General features: G+C 61.5%; 17 protein-coding genes, 1 tRNA gene and 1 riboswitch. Of the genes, 10 read left to right on the top strand and 8 right to left on the bottom strand.

Annotation, left to right across the window (positions count from 1 at the left end):
• Positions 1 to 276 precede the first annotated feature (276 nt).
• From AXF13_RS16740 to AXF13_RS08905, 4 genes are all read right to left on the bottom strand, one after another.
• Positions 277 to 447 (bottom strand): type II toxin-antitoxin system HicB family antitoxin, encoded by a 171-nt coding sequence (locus AXF13_RS16740; protein WP_150116140.1) that lies wholly within the window; start codon positions 445 to 447, stop codon positions 277 to 279.
• 108 nt (positions 448 to 555) lie between these two features.
• Positions 556 to 852, bottom strand: coding sequence for a BRO-N domain-containing protein (locus AXF13_RS16035; protein WP_236887143.1), 297 nt, complete (start codon positions 850 to 852; stop codon positions 556 to 558).
• A 120-nt stretch (positions 853 to 972) separates the two neighbouring features.
• Entirely contained in the window at positions 973 to 1,329 is a 357-nt protein-coding gene (locus tag AXF13_RS16735; RefSeq protein WP_190276335.1) for a hypothetical protein, read from the bottom strand.
• Positions 1,330 to 1,409: 80 nt separating this feature from the next.
• Positions 1,410 to 1,628 carry a helix-turn-helix domain-containing protein gene (locus AXF13_RS08905; protein WP_062252697.1) on the bottom strand — a complete coding sequence of 73 codons (219 nt, stop codon included), beginning with the start codon at positions 1,626 to 1,628 and terminating at the stop codon, positions 1,410 to 1,412.
• A gap of 171 nt (positions 1,629 to 1,799) precedes the next feature.
• Here AXF13_RS08905 and AXF13_RS08900 point away from each other — a divergent pair, with 171 nt between their 5' ends.
• The 3 genes from AXF13_RS08900 to AXF13_RS08890 all read left to right on the top strand — a co-directional run bounded on the left by AXF13_RS08900 (position 1,800) and on the right by AXF13_RS08890 (position 3,425).
• Positions 1,800 to 2,162, top strand: a complete 363-nt coding sequence (locus tag AXF13_RS08900) for a hypothetical protein (protein WP_062252694.1) — start codon at positions 1,800 to 1,802, stop codon at positions 2,160 to 2,162.
• 64 nt (positions 2,163 to 2,226) lie between these two features.
• Entirely contained in the window at positions 2,227 to 2,715 is a 489-nt protein-coding gene (locus AXF13_RS08895; RefSeq protein ID WP_062252692.1) for a hypothetical protein, read from the top strand.
• 11 nt (positions 2,716 to 2,726) lie between these two features.
• Complete coding sequence (locus tag AXF13_RS08890) at positions 2,727 to 3,425, top strand: hypothetical protein (RefSeq protein ID WP_062252690.1); 699 nt, start codon at positions 2,727 to 2,729, stop codon at positions 3,423 to 3,425.
• 192 nt (positions 3,426 to 3,617) lie between these two features.
• Here AXF13_RS08890 and AXF13_RS08885 read toward each other — a convergent pair.
• The 4 genes from AXF13_RS08885 to AXF13_RS08870 all read right to left on the bottom strand — a co-directional run bounded on the left by AXF13_RS08885 (position 3,618) and on the right by AXF13_RS08870 (position 8,218).
• Positions 3,618 to 3,693, bottom strand: a tRNA-Asn gene (locus AXF13_RS08885).
• A gap of 92 nt (positions 3,694 to 3,785) precedes the next feature.
• The gene (locus tag AXF13_RS08880) at positions 3,786 to 4,397 is read right to left on the bottom strand and encodes an epoxyqueuosine reductase QueH (RefSeq protein WP_062252688.1); all 612 of its coding nucleotides are present in this window, start codon (positions 4,395 to 4,397) and stop codon (positions 3,786 to 3,788) included.
• A gap of 172 nt (positions 4,398 to 4,569) precedes the next feature.
• The gene (locus AXF13_RS16730; RefSeq protein ID WP_223299889.1) at positions 4,570 to 6,924 is read right to left on the bottom strand and encodes an Rne/Rng family ribonuclease; all 2,355 of its coding nucleotides are present in this window, start codon (positions 6,922 to 6,924) and stop codon (positions 4,570 to 4,572) included.
• A 604-nt stretch (positions 6,925 to 7,528) separates the two neighbouring features.
• Complete coding sequence (locus tag AXF13_RS08870; protein WP_008685093.1) at positions 7,529 to 8,218, bottom strand: metallophosphoesterase; 690 nt, start codon at positions 8,216 to 8,218, stop codon at positions 7,529 to 7,531.
• A gap of 72 nt (positions 8,219 to 8,290) precedes the next feature.
• On the opposite strand from AXF13_RS08870, the gene AXF13_RS08865 reads away from it, so the two are divergent.
• The 7 genes from AXF13_RS08865 (at position 8,291) to AXF13_RS08835 (ending at position 15,556) form a co-directional block, all read left to right on the top strand.
• Positions 8,291 to 8,920, top strand: a complete 630-nt coding sequence (locus tag AXF13_RS08865; RefSeq protein WP_062252686.1) for a 5-formyltetrahydrofolate cyclo-ligase — start codon at positions 8,291 to 8,293, stop codon at positions 8,918 to 8,920.
• Positions 8,911 to 9,675: a purine nucleoside phosphorylase YfiH/LACC1 family protein gene (locus AXF13_RS08860; protein ID WP_062252683.1), complete on the top strand. Its 765-nt coding sequence runs from the start codon at positions 8,911 to 8,913 to the stop codon at positions 9,673 to 9,675. The genes AXF13_RS08865 and AXF13_RS08860 overlap by 10 nt, the downstream gene beginning before the upstream one ends.
• Positions 9,676 to 10,127: 452 nt before the next feature.
• A riboswitch (cobalamin riboswitch) is annotated at positions 10,128 to 10,320 on the top strand.
• A gap of 144 nt (positions 10,321 to 10,464) precedes the next feature.
• Positions 10,465 to 11,550: a FecCD family ABC transporter permease gene (locus AXF13_RS08855; RefSeq protein ID WP_062254794.1), complete on the top strand. Its 1,086-nt coding sequence runs from the start codon at positions 10,465 to 10,467 to the stop codon at positions 11,548 to 11,550.
• Positions 11,551 to 11,603: 53 nt separating this feature from the next.
• On the top strand, positions 11,604 to 12,464 hold the full coding sequence (locus tag AXF13_RS08850; RefSeq protein ID WP_062252681.1) for an ABC transporter ATP-binding protein: 861 nt from the start codon (positions 11,604 to 11,606) through the stop codon (positions 12,462 to 12,464).
• Entirely contained in the window at positions 12,403 to 13,263 is an 861-nt protein-coding gene (locus tag AXF13_RS08845) for an ABC transporter substrate-binding protein (protein ID WP_062252680.1), read from the top strand. The genes AXF13_RS08850 and AXF13_RS08845 overlap by 62 nt, the downstream gene beginning before the upstream one ends.
• Positions 13,264 to 13,437: 174 nt before the next feature.
• Positions 13,438 to 14,166 carry a precorrin-2 C(20)-methyltransferase gene (gene cobI, locus AXF13_RS08840; RefSeq protein WP_008685085.1) on the top strand — a complete coding sequence of 243 codons (729 nt, stop codon included), beginning with the start codon at positions 13,438 to 13,440 and terminating at the stop codon, positions 14,164 to 14,166.
• Between the two features lie 61 nt (positions 14,167 to 14,227).
• A complete protein-coding gene (locus AXF13_RS08835) occupies positions 14,228 to 15,556 on the top strand; it encodes a GGDEF domain-containing protein (protein WP_062252678.1) in 1,329 nt (442 codons plus the stop codon).
• Positions 15,557 to 15,662 lie beyond the last annotated feature (106 nt).

Genomic DNA, 15,662 nt, shown 5'->3' with positions numbered 1-15,662 from the left:
ATGCACCGCCGAGAACGATGGAAATTACGATGTAAAAGGCCATATCAACCTCGCTTGAGCTTGTAGCCCATATAGGCCAAGGCACCCCACCCAGCCAAACGTGAATATCGTCTGATGAACCTCTAAGACACAAGTTGCCCCGGTAGAAGGTAGCTTCTTCTACCGGGGCGCAAAACTCGCGAAGCACTTACTCGCGGAGAACGTGTCCCACGGGCGGCGGGGTGTACAAGCACTTCGTCGCCCTCACTTCCTCAATAAGCACGGCTCATCCCAAGGTCAAGCTATCCGCATCTCAAGGCGTTCAGCTATGCAGCGCAAGGCCAGGGCCTGCACCCGCTGCAAAGCGTCTGTTTCGTCTTGGCCGTAAACCAGAACGCCTGGGAAATCCGGAGCTTCCGCGATCCAGCGTCCGTCCACTTCACGCTCAAGTTCAATGGTGATGCGCATCTTTTTCTTCCTTCTTTTTCAAAAGATAGCAATCAGGGATGGCCCTGGCAACCATACAAATTTCAGGCAAGGGCGGGGGCGCGGCAATGCCCCCACCGATGGGCTCGCTCAAGCCCGACACGGCCCCACACGGCTTTGGGGCGGTGTGCCGACGAAGCCCTTTTGACGATATGTCGGAAGAACATCACCACGAACCCATTTGGAAAAGGCGCGGGCTTCCGGCTTGTGGCTGCGGAAGACCAGAGCATACAGGCCGGATTCGGAGATGATGAGTAAATTAGGATTCCCGCCTTGCGGAGAGGTTCCTTCAGAAATTCTGAAGTAACCCTTTTCATCTTCATCCAACCCGCGCAATGCCTCAGTCACGTTACCAAGGCCGAGAACCTCACACACATCCTTCGCCACAAACCACGGTTCGCCGTCAAGGGTATTAATCTGTTGATGCCCATCCGTTGACTGAAACCGAACAAAAAAGGCCGGGGCAGCACACGCTTTCCCGGCCCGGTTTATCCTTGACCCACAAGGCTAGTTGAGGATGTTATTTGTGGTGTCCTCGTAGAGTTCAAGCTTTTCGTCCAGGTTGTTGCCAGCGTCATTTCGAGGTGTTGCGGGCCGGGCACGATCTGTTTCTCCCCTGCATTGTAGGTCAATCCAGCCCAGTTCTAATTTTTTGATATATATTCCACTGGTAGCTCTAATAAAAGGGTTACTCAACTCATGTTTTTTACAGTCCTTTCTCGCCCAATCCACACCATCAGTAATAGTAAGAACCGCAATAGATATTCTTTCTTCCAGGGCTTCTTTTCTGCGCTGATGCCAATGATACACGCCAAAAGACGCGACAAAAACGAGCGTAAGCATACAGAGTAAAACCCTTTTCATGACCCTTTCTTACCAACGATCAGGGCACGCCACAAGGCGTATCGCGCGGAACTGAGCGCGCTGAGCGGGATAAGCGCGGGCTATTCCTCTTCTTTGCCGTCCGTCTCCTCATAAAGCCGCTTCGTCTTCACGCCAAGAGCCGAACCAATCTTGGCTAGGGTATTCAACTGGCAGCCGCCTATGGTTTCATCTTGAGTAGCGCGGTGAATGGTTCGCGTAGACAACTCTGTTTCTTCAGATATACCACGAACAGTCTTGCCTTTTCTGTCCATTAACTCCCTGATATTACTCTTAAACATTTTCAACTCCAATTTTTTTGTTGTAAATAAGGAATACGTATTGACTTGTGACGATGTAATCTGTTACAACAAAATCACGTCAAGGGCAATACCAAAAAAGACAGCCCCCGGCGGTGCTACCAACACCAACCGAGGGCCTAACCACAACCCACTCACGCAAGGAGTGAAATCATGGCTACCGAAATTTCCCACAACCCCACGGCCCCGTCAATTCCCACCACCATGCAGGAAGCGGAAGAGCGTATCCGGCAGCTTGAGAGCGATAACCGCAAGCTACGGCGTATGCTGCTGGCCCATGAACAGGAGCTTGGAACGCTGGAATGCGGCCACTATGTCGTCACCAGCGACGGATGGAACGGCCCCTATCACAACCGGAAGCAGGCTCTTGAACTGGGCAAGGACTTTGCCCAGGAAGACTTCAGCCTCACGGTTGAGATTGTGGACCGGCATGAGGCCCAGGCAGGGGAAGAAGACTTCGGTGTGGAAGCGGGCGTTGATTACCCTTGGACCCTCAACCCGGCGGCCTGCTGGTAGATGGGTACGCCTGGCAGGGGAAGCAAGCTCTTTCTCTGCCGGGCACCCCAAAGGAGAATTGACGATGAGCACCAAAACCAACCCCGCCCCTGCCCAGAACGATGCCCAGCCCCAACCCGGCGGCCGCCTTCCTCAAGCCCGGCGTGCCACTCTGCATTCACTGAACAAGTCCAGGATGGACCAGATCCATACCCTGCCCGCGTCGGCACACACGCTCCCCACCGACAACCCGACCACCATCCCGTCCGAAGCCCTGCCTGTTTCCGCGCCCCTGCTCTCCCTGTCCCCGGACGATTTGGCTGCCCTGGATCGTGCGGCGCAACGTGTGGAAGAGCTCAACCGCCATGTCATGAAGGAAATAGACGAGTTGCATGTTGAGATTTTGGAGCGGGTTGATCTCAGACGTGTACAGTTCCCGGCATGGGAAGTTATGAGCGAATTTATTTTCTACTCATTATTCAGGGCGGCGGAGCTGCCGTCAGGCAGCCTTGAGCGGGAGAAAAACCCCGCCCTGGCTCTGAAAATGCTGGCTGGCGCTCTGGGCAACAGATAGGGGGATGCACCATGAGCACCAAAACCAACCCCGCCCCTGCCCAGAACAACGCCTATTCCCAGGTGCCTTCTCCTGCCAAGCCCGTTAATTCTCAGCCCGGAGACAGCCTTACCCAAACCCAGCGCGCCGCCCTCCACGCCCTGATCGAAGCCCGGCTTGACGGCCTCAGGGGCAAGGAGCGCAACCGCCGCCGCAATGAACTGCTTCATGAATTGCCGGAAGCCTTGGGCGTGGATGATATCAAGGGCATAACCCCGGCGCTCTATCCCTCTGCCGTGGCCTGGCTGTCCGAACAGGCGGAACCCGATGCCCAAGCACAGACGAAGGAACGCTTGCTGTCCCTGCTGGATCAGATCAGCGATAAGCTGATACCGGAGCCCGCCCCACTGCCGGATAAGATCAACCCCGCCAAGATTTATACCTCTTCGATCCTGCAAAATGAAAAAAAAGCAGTGTGCGGGGATATTGAAAGGCTGGGGCACACGTTGAACGAATACCACCACGCCGCAAAAATCGCAGCCAGAGGCCTTCTTGCCGGGAGTAACAGCACAGCATGGAGTTTGATTCTTAACCGGCTTGAGCATCAGGCCCATGAGCAATTCCAGGCCGCCCGCGATATGCTTGCATCTATACACCACCAGACGCAGCTCACCGCCATGCTGATAGCTATCGCCAGGGCTGGCGCGCTGCCGGAAGACTTGGAAGAATAGGTAGATCTGAGCTGAAAGTTCAGCCTACCGGATACCGGCCCCCGTCAGAGATGGCGGGGGCTTTTTACGGTAACGACTGCCTGCCACACTTTTTTGCACTCAATTGCACTTGCTTTCTTTTCGCGTGGTAGCCCGGTGGTAGCCCCATAGAAAAACCCCTTACGACATATTATCGTAAGGGGTTAATTTTTTTGGCTCCCCGAGACGGACTTGAACCGCCAACCTAGTGATTAACAGTCACCCGCTCTGCCAATTGAGCTATCGGGGATCGCTGAAGGCAAAAAACTTTTTACGGAAAAGCGCCCGCGAGGTCAAGCGAAAATATAGATTTCTGTAAAAATCTATGTGATTTTGTAAAAATCAGTGCTTGGCCGCCTCTTTTTTGCAGCGTTCAAGTTTTTTCCGGTAGCGGTCCGCCTCGCTGTACACACAGCCGCAGTAGGGCTGGCGGTACAGCCCCCAGTCCTTGGAGCGGTCGATGCCTGCCTGCCAGTCCGTGCGGAAGTCACGGTAGACGAAGCCGGGGCCGCTTGGCGCGGCCAAGCGGCGGCCCGCCGCCGCAATGACCTCGTGCGGCTGGTAACGGGAGTAGAGCAGGCTGGTGCTGACCCAGGCGAAACCCAGAGAGGCGGCCTTGACGAACGCCGCTTCCACGCGGCTTTCGCAGCAATAGGCGCAACGCGCGGGGGCTTCGTCCCGTCCGGCCACGGCGCGCAACCATGCCGCGATGTCCCAAGTCTCGTCCGCGTACAGGATATCCACGCCCAGACGCGCCGCGCACTCTCCGGCGGCTTCGCGGCGGCGCAGATATTCGGCCAGAGGTTGGACATTGGGATTCATGAACCAGGCCGTGACCGCAAAGCCTTCGTCCAGCAGGCGGGTGATGGGCATGATGGCGCACGGCCCGCAGCAGACGTGCAGCAGCAGGCTCTTGTCCCCACGCTTCGGCTCCAGAGCAAAGTAATTTTTCAAAGTTACTTTGCTCCGGCGGCTGCGAAAGCGGACGCCCACGGCGGAAGCCAGGGCGGGACCGCGTTCCCGCCGCGCGTCAGCCGTTGCCGCCGGCGGCTTACGGATGACGACAGCAACGATAGGCTGAAGGCAGCGTCAACTTTGAGAATGGCATTCTCAAAGTTAATCCGCTCTAGGTACGGATCGCTATTTCCAGGCATTTCCCGAAGTCCTGCTCCATTTCGCGCAGGCTGTCGCGCTTGTGGTTGAGCAGATAGAGGCCCAGTTCCCGCGTGGCTTCAAAGGTGCACTTTTCGCCGTTGGTGGCGCGCAGCATGCGGCGCAGCTCGCGCAGTCCCTGCAACGCCTGCCATTCCAGGTTACGGCGCTGACCCGTGCCGCCGCAGGCCGGGCAGGGCTCCATGGTGATAGCAAGGGCTGAAGAGCCCATGCGCTGGCGCACCAGCTCCAACAGGCCGAAGGAACTCATGCGGGCCACGTCGTGGCGGGCGCGGTCGTTTTTCATGGCCTGTCGCAGGGTTTTCTCCACATCCAGAATATGCTTTTTGTCGCGCATTTCAATAAAGTCGATGACCACCTGGCCACCCACGTCGCGCAGCTTGAGCTGGCGGGCGATGGTTTCGGCGGCCTCCATATTGGTTTTGAAGGCCATGGCCTCAAAATTGCCCTTGCCGGAAATTTTGCCCGAGTTGATGTCGACGGCCATGAGCGCCTCGGTCTGGTCAAAGACCAACCGGCCGCCCGAGGGCAGAAGCACTTCGCGGGAATAGATCTGGTCCAGTTGGCGGCGCAGATTGAAACGCTCCCACATGGATTGGCGGATATCGCCGTGCAGGCGCACCAGATCTTTCTTGCGCGGGAAAAGCAGGCTGACGGTATCACGGATGCCCTGGGCCACTTCCTCGTTGTCCACCCAGATTTCGCAGACGTCGTCGGTGAGGTAGTCGCGCACCGCGCGTTCGGAGAGGCCGGGCTCCTGATGGATCAGGGCCGGGGCCGATATTTCCGTGGCTTTTTTACGGATGTCGCGCCAGAGGCGCTTCAGATACTGCAGATCGTTCTTCAGGGTGGTCTTGGTGGTGCCGGCGCTCACCGTGCGCACGATGACGCCCAGACCCTGGCCGGGGTCGATGCCGTTCATCATCTCGCGCAGGCGGGCGCGTTCCTCGTCATTTTCCACCTTGCGTGAAACGCCGATCTGCTCCTGCCCAGGCGTGAGCACCAGAAAACGCCCGGCCAGCGAGAGCCAGGTGGTCAGAAACGCGCCCTTGTTGCCTGTGGGCTCCTTGACCACCTGCACCAGCACTTCCTGACCGGCCTTGAGCACCTTCTGGATGGGCGGGAACTTCTTGCCTTTGGCCGGTTCGTGATGGGCCAGCCAGTATTCGGGATGGATCTCGTCGATCTGCAAAAAGCCGTTCTTGCCCGCGCCGTAGCTCACAAAAGCGGCCTGGAGATTGGTGTCGATGTTGTGGATGACGCCCTTGTAAATATTGCCCTTGATTTTGCGCTGGTGGAGCATGTCCAGGTAGTATTCCAGCAGGCAGCCTTCCTCGGCCAGAGCCACTTCCACCTGTTCGCCGGGCAACACGCTAATGAACATCCGCTTTTTGCCCGTGGCCGCGCCGGTTTTGGCCTTGGCCGCCGTGGCGCGAGTTGTGGTTTTTTTGTTGTCCTCGGCCTCGGCGTTCTGGACGCTCTTGCCCTTCTTGCCGCGCCCCTTGGGGGCGGGCACGCCGCCTTCGGCAACGGGAACTTCGGCAGCGGCGTCAACCTCGTCAAAAGCTTCGTCGTCGGCATCCCCCGTGCGTTCCACAGCCGCGTCGTCCATGTTTTCGTCCGCTGCGGCATCATCCTCGCTCATCTCGTCCGTGGCGGTCTGGCGATTTTTGCGGTTGCGCCCGCGACCGCCGCGCCGTCCGCGCCGACTTTTACGCCGGGGAGCGTCAGCGTTGCCGTCGTCCTCGTTTCCGGGGGCGGCTTCTTCGGCATCCACAGAGGCCTCGACCTGTTCCACCCCTTTCGGCGGGAGACTCTCGGGCCGGGAAATTTCTTTGGGAGCCTTGGCTGTCGTGGCGCCAGCCGTGGGAGCGGTCTGTCGGCTTTCAGCCTGAGACGATGGCGTGTCGGTTTCGGCAGGGGCGGCGGAGACGTCAATGGACGTTGGGGATGTCGGGGCCTTTTTCGCCCGGCTGCCGCGCGTCGTGTTATTGCGGCCGCGCTTGGGAGCGGCCTTGGCAGGCTTATCGGGTGTTTCCGCAGGGCTCTCCCCGGTTGCCGGGGCTTGCGGTGGGGCCGCCGCCTGAATTGCCTCTGCGCCGGTTTCAGCACTGCCGGTTTTGGCCGTGGCGCTGCGGCGGCCTTTGCCCGTGCGCTGGGCCGGAGCACGTTTGGCCTTGGCCGGGCTGTCCTCGCCGCCTTCAGGGGCTTGGGCCGGGATTTTTGCAGTCGTGCGCCTGCCGCCCCGCGCCTTGGGGGCGGCTGCGGTGTCGGCATTTTCCGTGGTCTTGCCGCCAGCCGTCGGCACGTCGGGCTCTTTTGGGGGCTGAGCGCGTGCTGTTTTGGCGGCCGGTTTTTTAGTGCTGCGGGAAGAAGTACGGCGTTTGGGAGCGGGGGCTTCGCTGGAAACGGCGGAGTCCGCCGGTGCGGGGGAAACAGGGGAAGCAACAGTGGAACGGTCCTGGCTTGCGCCATCCGTAGCCGGAGACGCGGCCACGGGAAAATCCTGGTCAGTAGTCATGAAAATCCTTCTGGCGGCAATCTGAAAAACAGCGCCGCGAAAAAATTTGTGAGCCCGGCCTGTCGAACGCCGCGTGGAGCACTGCGGCAGCAGCGCCGTTACAGGCGCGCAATTGCCGCGGACATGCCGGACCTTATTTTATATAGAGCCGTTTCAAAGTGAAATTGCTCTGCTGGCTGCGAAGGCAGCCGCCCGCCACAAGGCATAAGCGCGACTTATTTGCGCTGTGATGTGCCGGAGCGGGCGTCTTCAAAACTTTGAAATTGTGACATCTCAGAGTTAATCTGCTCTATAATACGTCTTTTGTGAAAATATGCAAGAAGGGCCGCCCGGCCTTCGCTTCCAGCCGCTTTCAGAACAGGGCGGGGAGGAAGGAGCCGGGCGCGAAGTGTCAGCAGTTTTCCAACACTCGCAGTTCCGCGGACAGCCGCCCCGAGTTGGAGCGCAGCAGCACGTAGCCGCCCTGGGCCAGCGCGCCGGGGTTGACCACCACGGTACGGCCCACACGGTCCACGGCTCTGGCTTCATGGATATGGCCGCAGAGGCAGATGTCGGGCTGGGCTTCTTCCAGAAATTCACGCACCGCCGTGGAGCCCACATGAACGTCGCCGGGAATCACGTCGCAGGCCGTATCCTTGGGCGGATTATGGGAAACCAGCACCGTATGCGGATAGCGCCGGGCGCGCTGCCAGCAGGCGTCCAGCCATGCCGCGAAGGTGGATTCGGGAAATTCGCTGGGCGTGCCGAAGGGCGTGAACGTGGAGGCCCCCACGCCGAAAATGGCGGTGTCCGGCGTCAGTTCGCGGGTTACGGTATGCAGGTTCCAGCCCTGCTCGCTCAGCCATGCATCCACTTCAGGCCGGTCCATGTTGCCGATCTGGGCCCAGACCGGCAGGTCGTGGGCGCGCAGAACCTCCATGACCAGTTCGGCCTGCTTGACGCCGCCGGTGATGGTCAGGTCGCCGGTGACGATGATCCCGTCGGCCTGGGCCAGTTCCGGAATCCGATGGAAACAGGCGGGGTCGTCGTGGATGTCGCCCACGGCTATCCAGAGGTAATCCTGCGTATCGGCGCTTGGCATGGCGTCCTATCCTTTGTTATAAAAATGGTGTCGCAATCCTGCCATAACTCGCCACGGATGGAAAGAGCCGCCATGCTTCCCACATCTCCCGAATCCCCCATGTCCGAGGAACCCGTCGCGGCGCGCAAGGCCGCCCTGCGGGAGCATATCCGCAAGCTGCGCAGCCGCCAGCCGCCGGGTTTGGCGCGGGCGCGCAGTCTGGAGGCCCAGCAACGGCTGATTGAGGGCGCCTGCTGGCGCAATGCGCATTCCGTGGCGCTGTATGTGGCCCTCAAGGGCGAATTGTCCACCGACAAGCTGCTGGACGCCGCCTGGAAGAGCGGGCGCACGGTCTGGCTGCCGCGCGTGCGGCCCGGCGAAGCGGGGATCATGGACTTCGTGGCCTGCACGGGGCCGGAACAATTGCGGACCGGCCCTTTCGGCCTGCGCGAGCCCGAGGACGGGCTGCCGGGCTTCGGGCCGGAAGGGGCGGGCAAGGCCTTTAAGCCGGATCTGCTGGTACTGCCTGGCTTGGCCTTTGACCTGCACGGCGGCCGCCTGGGCTTCGGCGGAGGGTATTATGACCGTTTTCTGGACAGCGAACTGGCCTGCCCGCGCGTGGGCCTGTGCTTCGCCTTCCAGGTTGCCAAAAATCTGCCCCTGGAACAGTGGGATCAACGCGTGCAATATCTCTGCACGGAAGAGCAGTTTCTGTGTCTGTAAGCTACATTCCTTTTCAGTTTCCCGGTCTTGAGAATGTCCGTTGCGCCTTTCAGGTCCGAGCCGCCATCCCCGGCGGCGTGTACCGCAACGGCTATGACGGCGGCAATATTTCCTTCAGCACCGAGGACGACCCGGATATTGTAACGGGCAACCGCCGCGACCTGCTGGCGGCCTTGCAGCCGCACGGTCTCACGGCTTGGGCGGAGCTCAATCAGGTGCACGGCGACGTGTTGCTCTTCGAGCCGGAAGCCGTGGCCTGCGAAACCCGGTCCACGGCGGACGGCGACGGCATGGCCGTGTCCCGGCCCGGCCTGGGCCTGCTGATCAAGACCGCGGACTGCCAGCCCATTCTGCTGGCGCACAAGAGCGGTCGATACGTGGCTGCCCTGCACGCGGGCTGGCGGGGCAACCGTTGCGATTTCCCGGGTACGGGCGTGGCCCGCTTCTGCGCGCGCTATGATCTCAAACCCTGCGACCTGCTGGCCGTGCGCGGACCCAGCCTGGGGCCGGGACGGGCGGAGTTCGTCAACTTCGAGCGGGAATGGAGCGACGACTTCCGGCCCTGGTTCGACCCGGCAACGCGGACCATGGATCTCTGGGGCCTGACCCGCCGGCAGTTGCAACAAGCCGGTCTGCCGGAGCGCCAAATCTACGGCCTGGATCTTTGCACGGCTTCCAACAACGGACAGTTCTTCTCTTACCGGCGTGAAAAAAGGTCCGGCCGTCAGGCCAGCCTGATCTGGACCACGGCCTGAGGCTGATCCGTCGCGCGTCTACCTTGGGCAAGCGTATAAAAGTTCATTTAATTTATACAGCTGGTTCAATATATTGGTATTTATCATATACTCTTTCCCAAGAGTTGGGCAAAGCCACCTTTGCTCCGCCGGAGCGAAGCGCAGGCGGATGGCTGGTGCCGGGAGAATTCTAAAAACTAAGATTCTTCGGCGTTGGCAAGGAAAATGGCGCTTTTTTGCGTGGAAACCGACCGAAAGGCGGCCCAAAGGGCCGTGCCCGTTGGCGAGCCGGGCGAGCCTTACGGGCATCAAGAGCAGGGCTGTACTCAAGTACGTGAGCGGCAAAAACGCCGGATGACGCCGCCAACGTCGAACAGGCCGGTTTTGACGGATAATCCCGGCAAATAAGATGCCTTAAAAGCTGGAGTCAGATGCATCTGTCCGGCCGCATTGACAGGGCCGCGCGCCGCGCCTAATGTGCCTCTGGCAACGGTAGCCGGACCGGCGGAGCAACGCGGAACGGCTTGAAAAGGGAATCCCGTGTAAAACGGGAGCGGACCCGCCGCCGTGAGATCCGCAAACCGCGCCCCATTTTGTGCCACTGGAAACGGGAAGGCCGGGGCAAGGGGATCAAGCCGGAAGACCTGCCGTGCCCATTTTCGCGCTCCTGGAGCAGCTTAACTTTGAAAAAGTGCATTGCTCTGGCGTGAGATGTTCTCCGGCAACGGGTTTTTGCCGGTCAGGCAGAGGAAATACGGGCCTCTTCCAGGTATGGAAGAGGCTTTTTTTGTCCGCATAGCCCCATATGATATGCACATAGATGCCCTTTCCCGGCCGCCCCGGGCGCGGTCCCTTTGCCTTGCCCTGGCCGGGCTGGCGGCGCTCTGGCTATGCTCCCTGCCGCTGGCCTGTCTGCCGGGGCCGTTCCCGCTGGGCGTGAATGAGGTTTTCCGCGCGCTGGCCGCGAGCCTGGGCCTGGCCGCCGCTCCGGTGGACGCCTCCCAACTCCTGGTAGTGGGGCAGATCCGTCTGGCGCGGGTCTGTCTGGCGGCACTTTGCGGCGGCGCGCTGGCCGTGGCCGGCGTGGCCCTGCAAGGCGTACTGCGCAATCCCCTGGCCGATCCTTTCACTCTTGGCATTTCCGCCGGTGCGGCCTGCGGCGCCAGCATGGCTATCGCCCTGGGCGGCGTCGGCGGCGGGTTCGGCCTGTGGCTGGGGCGGATTCTGGGCCATGCGGCGGGAGTGACCCAGGCCGGGTTGGTGGCTCCCGCCGCTCTGGCCGGGGCCCTGCTGGCCCTGTGCGGCGCGCTCTGGCTGGGCCGGGGCAAGGGGGATTTCAGCCGCGAAAGCGTGATTCTGGCGGGTATTGCCGTGGCCGCCTTTCTGGGGGCCCTGGTGGCCCTGGTCAAGGCTCTCAATGAGGAATCCGTGACCAGCATCGTGTTCTGGATTCTGGGCTCGCTCCAAGGCCGGGGCTGGGACAGTCTGCCCCTGCTGCTGGCGACCCTTATTCCCGGTCTGCTGGCCGTGGGTCTGGGCTGGCGGGCCTTGGACGTGCTTTCGCTGGGCGACGAGCAGGCCGCGCAACTGGGCCTTAATGTGGGCCGGGCGCGCTTCTGGCTGTTGGCCGGGGCCAGCTGCATGACCGCCGGTTGCGTGGCCGTGGCCGGAGTGATCGGCTTTGTGGGCCTGGTAGTGCCGCATGTGCTGCGCCTTTTGCTGGGACCGGGGCACGGCCCTTTGCTGGCCGGGGCCTTTTTCGGCGGCGGCGTACTGCTGGTCTGGGCTGACGTCCTGGCCCGCAGCGTGCTGGGCGGCGGCCAGGAATTGCCCGTGGGCGTGGTCACGGCCCTGTTGGGCGGGCCGTTTTTCGCCCTTCTGGTGCGGCGGCGCTGATGTCCGGCGCACGATCAATGGACAGGCCGCTGAGCAGAGCAGTGGAAGGGCCGATGCTGGACGTGCGCAATCTCACGGCGGGCTATGCCGGGCGGCCCGTGCTGCGCGGCGTGAGCCTGGCGGCGCGAGGCGGAGAAAGCGTGGCCCTGCTGGGACCTAACGGCAGCGGCAAAACCACCTTGCTGCGTTGCATTTCCGGCGTGCTGCGGCCCCAGGGCGGCGGCATACGTTTGGCGGACAGGCCGCTGGATGGCCTGCGTCCGCGCGAACGCGCCCGGCTGGCGGCCGTGGTGCCGCAACGCGCGGAATGTCCGTCCGGCCTGAGTGTGCGTCAGATGGTCCTGCTGGGGCGCTATCCCTACCTCTCCTGGCTGGGCGGCTACGGACGGCGGGACTACGCCGCCGTCGGACAGGCCCTGGCCGCCACCGGAGCCGCCGCTCTGGCCGCGCGCCGCGTGGGGGAGCTTTCCGGCGGGGAACTGCAGCGGGTGCTGCTGGCGCGGGCTCTGGCCCAGGAGAGCCCGCTGCTCCTGCTGGACGAGCTGGCCGCCGGTCTGGATCTGGCCCGCATGGTGGAACTTTTTGATCTGCTGGAGCGCCGCCGGGCCGCCGGGGCCTGCGTGCTCATGGCCATGCACGACTGCAATCTGGCCGCCTTGTATGCAACCAGGCTCATGGGCCTGAAAAACGGCCGGGTACTCTTTGACGGCCCCGTGTCCGAGGTCTTTACCGAGGAGAAACTCAGTGTCCTGTATGATATTCCCATCCGGGTTTTTCCGCATCCGCGCTGGGGCCTGCCCCAGGCGCTGCTGGGGCGCGCTTCCGGGCCGTGGAGCAACGGCGCCGTCAATTTTGCTGCTGGTTCTGCTGCTGACGGGCCTGAATCCGGCCCCGGTTCAGACGGCTCCCATTGAGGTGGTTGACGACACGGGCGTCACGCTGACTCTGGATAAACCGGCCGAGCGGATCATCGCCCTGTACGGCGCCTACAACGAGCTGCTGCTGGCCCTGGACGCGCGCGGCCTGCTGGTGGCGCGCACCGTGGCCGACGCCCATCTGCCGGAGCTGGCCGGTCTGCCCGCCATAGGCACCCATATGCGGCCCAATGCGGAACTGATCGTGGCTCAGAAGCCGGATCTGGTGCTTCAGCTCGCCGGACGGCGCGAGGCGCTGTTGCAGACCGAAGCCCTGCGTAAACTGGGCATCAATGTGCTGACGTTTGAGATGGATTCTTTTGACAAGATGTTCGATGTGCTGGAAAAGCTAGGGCGTCTCACGGGACGCGAGCGGAAGGCCGCCGGGCTGATTCTGGACTGGCGGGCGCGCCTGGCAACGCTGCGGGCGCGCCATGCCGGGGAAAAGCCGGTGCGCGTTTTCTATGAAGTGCGCTATCCCAATCTGTTGGCCGCCGGGCAAGGCAGCATCGTCAATGAGATCATTGCCGTGGCCGGGGGCGAAAACGTGGTCGCGGACGACAAGAAACTGGTGCGCTTCAACGAGGAGGCCTTGATTCTGGCTGACCCGGACGCCTACCTGATCCAGAAGGGCCCCATGAATCCCGATCCGCAGCCTCTGTCCGAGCGCGCCCATTACCGGGATTTGCGCGCCGTGCGCACGGGACGGGTACTTGTGGTGGATGAGGACCGTTTCGCCCGGCCCGGCCCCCGCGCCGTGGAGGCGGCGGAGGGGTTGGAGCGCTGGCTTCATCCTTAGGCACGATGTTCTTTTGCCCGCTGGACGTTGTCGAACAGCGCTTTTTATTCCGCTCATGGACCAGAAGAGTCCACTGCGCTGCAGAAAAAGCTTGTTCTCCTCGCCGGCGGGCAAAACTCCTATCGTGCCGGGCGGAATATTACATCTGATAACCAACGAGCAAGCGAGCAAGATATGACCGGAACTCTTTACGGACTGGGCGTGGGCCCCGGCGCGCCGGATCTGCTGACTCTGCGGGCCGTGAACGTCCTGCGCACGGTGGACGTGATCCTGGCGGCGGCCTCGCCGCGCAACGACTATTCCGCCGCCCTGGACACAGCCCGGCCCCATCTGCGCGCGGACGCGCGCCTGCTGCGCCTGGAATTTCCCATGACCCGCGACGCCGGGATTCTGCGCGCGGCCTGGCTCAAAGCCGCCGAAGCCGCCCGTGATGTATTGGAAGGCGGGGAAAACGCGGCCTTCCTGACCATCGGCGATCCGCTGGTGTACAGCACCTTCGGCTATCTGCTGCGCACCCTGCGGGAAGTCGCGCCCCACCTGCCGGTGGCGATCGTGCCCGGCATTACCTCCTTTCAGGCCGCGGCCGCACGCACGGGCACGGTGCTCTGCGAAGGCGGCGAGAAGCTGCGCATTCTGCCCGGCATCAACGGGCGGGACGACCTGGCCGCGGAACTGGACAATGCGGACACAGCGGTGATCCTCAAGGCCTACCGCAACTTCCCGGCCATCCGCGAAGCCTTGCAAAGCACGGGCCGTGACGCGGACTGCCTGCTCGCCAGCCACGTGGAACAGCCTGAGGAACATATCCGGCGCGGCGTGGCCGCAGTGGACAGCACGCCGCCCTATATGTCATTGATTGTAAGCCGGAAGTCGAAAACCGGCGGAGAGGAAGGCACGCGCTGACGGCGGACGTGTTTTTGTTGCCACGTTCTCAAACGGCTGCCGGATCACCGGGGGAAGTGCGATGGTCGATATCCTGCGGACGATAGTGCAGCACGATTATGAATTCGTCATGGTCGTGGACCTGTCCACCGGCCGCTATGTGAAATACGTGGGCAGCGACGCCTACGCGCATATTCCGGAGCAGGGCGATCATGCCGTCCAGGTGCGCAGCGTGGCCGAGCGCTTTGTGCTGCCCGAGGACAGGGAAGAGTATCTGGAGAAGATGTCGCTGCCTGTCATTGCCGCCATGCTGGAGAGCCGGAAAAAGCCCAGCTTTACCTACCGGCGGCGCAAACTTTCCGGCGAAATCGCCTGGCTCAAGGCCAATTTCATCTATGCCTCCGAAGAAAAGCGCAGCGTCATTATCGCCTATTACGACGATACCGAAGAGGTTGTTGCGCGCCTGAACGAGCGCAAGAAGATCGAGTTGCAGGACGAGGGCATCCGCTTCATGGCCCAGAATCTGTGCGAGGATTTTCTCATCGCGGATCTGGAAAGCGGCGCATGCAGCATGGTGACCCCGGACACCGGCAATATGGTCGCCAAGGGAACCTTCAAGGAGCAGGTCGACTGGTTCGCGGAGAATATCGTGGCTCCGGAAGAGCGCGAGGCTTATCTGCACTACTTCAACCTTGCCAATCTGGTGCCGCACATCCGCAAAAACAACGGTTTCTGCACCATGAACTGCACGGTGATCTACAAGGACGGCCGCCACAATTTCGTCGTCGCCACGACTCTGATCCGTGACTCCATTGAGCCGGAAAAGGAATATCTTTTCGCCTACGCGCAGGATATTACGCGCCTGAAGCAGATGGAGTACAAGAACAAGGAGCTCTTTCTCCAGAGTCGCCGTGACCCCGTGACCGGCCTGTGCAATCGCGTGGCCACGGAACAGGATATTGACGAATATCTGCATTCCTCGCAACGCGGGGAAGAGGGTCTGCTTCTGATTCTGGACGTCGATTTTTTCAAGAGCTTCAACGACAATTACGGACACGCGGTGGGCGACGAGGTGCTGGCCTTTATGGCCGAAGCCATGCGGACCGCTTTTCGCAAAGAGGATATCCTTTGCCGCTGGGGCGGCGATGAATTTTTGATCTTTATAAAAGAGTTCGGCTCACTGCGGGCGGTGACCGAGCGGATTGTCCGCCTGCGGCGGCAGATGAAGGGTTTTTCTTCCGGGGGCAGGGCCTTGTCGGTCAGTCTGAGCGTCGGCGGAGCAGTGGCCGGACAGGCGACGCACGGCATGGACGAGCTGTTTCAGAAGGCTGACATGGCTCTGTACGATGTAAAGCACGAGGGTCGCGACGGGCTTGTCATTCTGGGCGAGGACGGCGAGCGGTTGGTTTAGGGAAGCGCTGATTAATGACCTTTCGCTCTCTGCCTGCGTCAGGCTCGCCCCATCCTTCGCACGGGGCGAGCCTGACGCAGGCAGAGAGCGAAAGGACAATTTAGAA

The organism is Desulfovibrio fairfieldensis, assembly GCF_001553605.1.
In the GTDB taxonomy this organism is placed as follows: domain Bacteria; phylum Desulfobacterota; class Desulfovibrionia; order Desulfovibrionales; family Desulfovibrionaceae; genus Desulfovibrio; species Desulfovibrio fairfieldensis.
Note: the sequence above shows the minus strand (reverse complement) of the source record. Positions and strands in the feature narration are given on the sequence as shown.

Excerpts from the sequence above, each read along its gene's own strand:
- AXF13_RS08835 (WP_062252678.1), top strand. The coding sequence starts at position 14,228 with ATGGTCGATATCCTGCGGACGATAGTGCAGCACGATTATGAATTCGTC.
- AXF13_RS08890 (WP_062252690.1), top strand. The coding sequence starts at position 2,727 with ATGAGCACCAAAACCAACCCCGCCCCTGCCCAGAACAACGCCTATTCC.
- AXF13_RS08855 (WP_062254794.1), top strand. The coding sequence starts at position 10,465 with ATGCACATAGATGCCCTTTCCCGGCCGCCCCGGGCGCGGTCCCTTTGC.
- AXF13_RS08900 (WP_062252694.1), top strand. The coding sequence starts at position 1,800 with ATGGCTACCGAAATTTCCCACAACCCCACGGCCCCGTCAATTCCCACC.
- AXF13_RS08895 (WP_062252692.1), top strand. The coding sequence starts at position 2,227 with ATGAGCACCAAAACCAACCCCGCCCCTGCCCAGAACGATGCCCAGCCC.
- AXF13_RS08850 (WP_062252681.1), top strand. The coding sequence starts at position 11,604 with ATGCTGGACGTGCGCAATCTCACGGCGGGCTATGCCGGGCGGCCCGTG.
- AXF13_RS16735 (WP_190276335.1), bottom strand. The coding sequence starts at position 1,329 with ATGAAAAGGGTTTTACTCTGTATGCTTACGCTCGTTTTTGTCGCGTCT.
- AXF13_RS16740 (WP_150116140.1), bottom strand. The coding sequence starts at position 447 with ATGCGCATCACCATTGAACTTGAGCGTGAAGTGGACGGACGCTGGATC.
- AXF13_RS08870 (WP_008685093.1), bottom strand. The coding sequence starts at position 8,218 with ATGCCAAGCGCCGATACGCAGGATTACCTCTGGATAGCCGTGGGCGAC.
- AXF13_RS08905 (WP_062252697.1), bottom strand. The coding sequence starts at position 1,628 with ATGTTTAAGAGTAATATCAGGGAGTTAATGGACAGAAAAGGCAAGACT.
- cobI (WP_008685085.1), top strand. The coding sequence starts at position 13,438 with ATGACCGGAACTCTTTACGGACTGGGCGTGGGCCCCGGCGCGCCGGAT.
- AXF13_RS08865 (WP_062252686.1), top strand. The coding sequence starts at position 8,291 with ATGCTTCCCACATCTCCCGAATCCCCCATGTCCGAGGAACCCGTCGCG.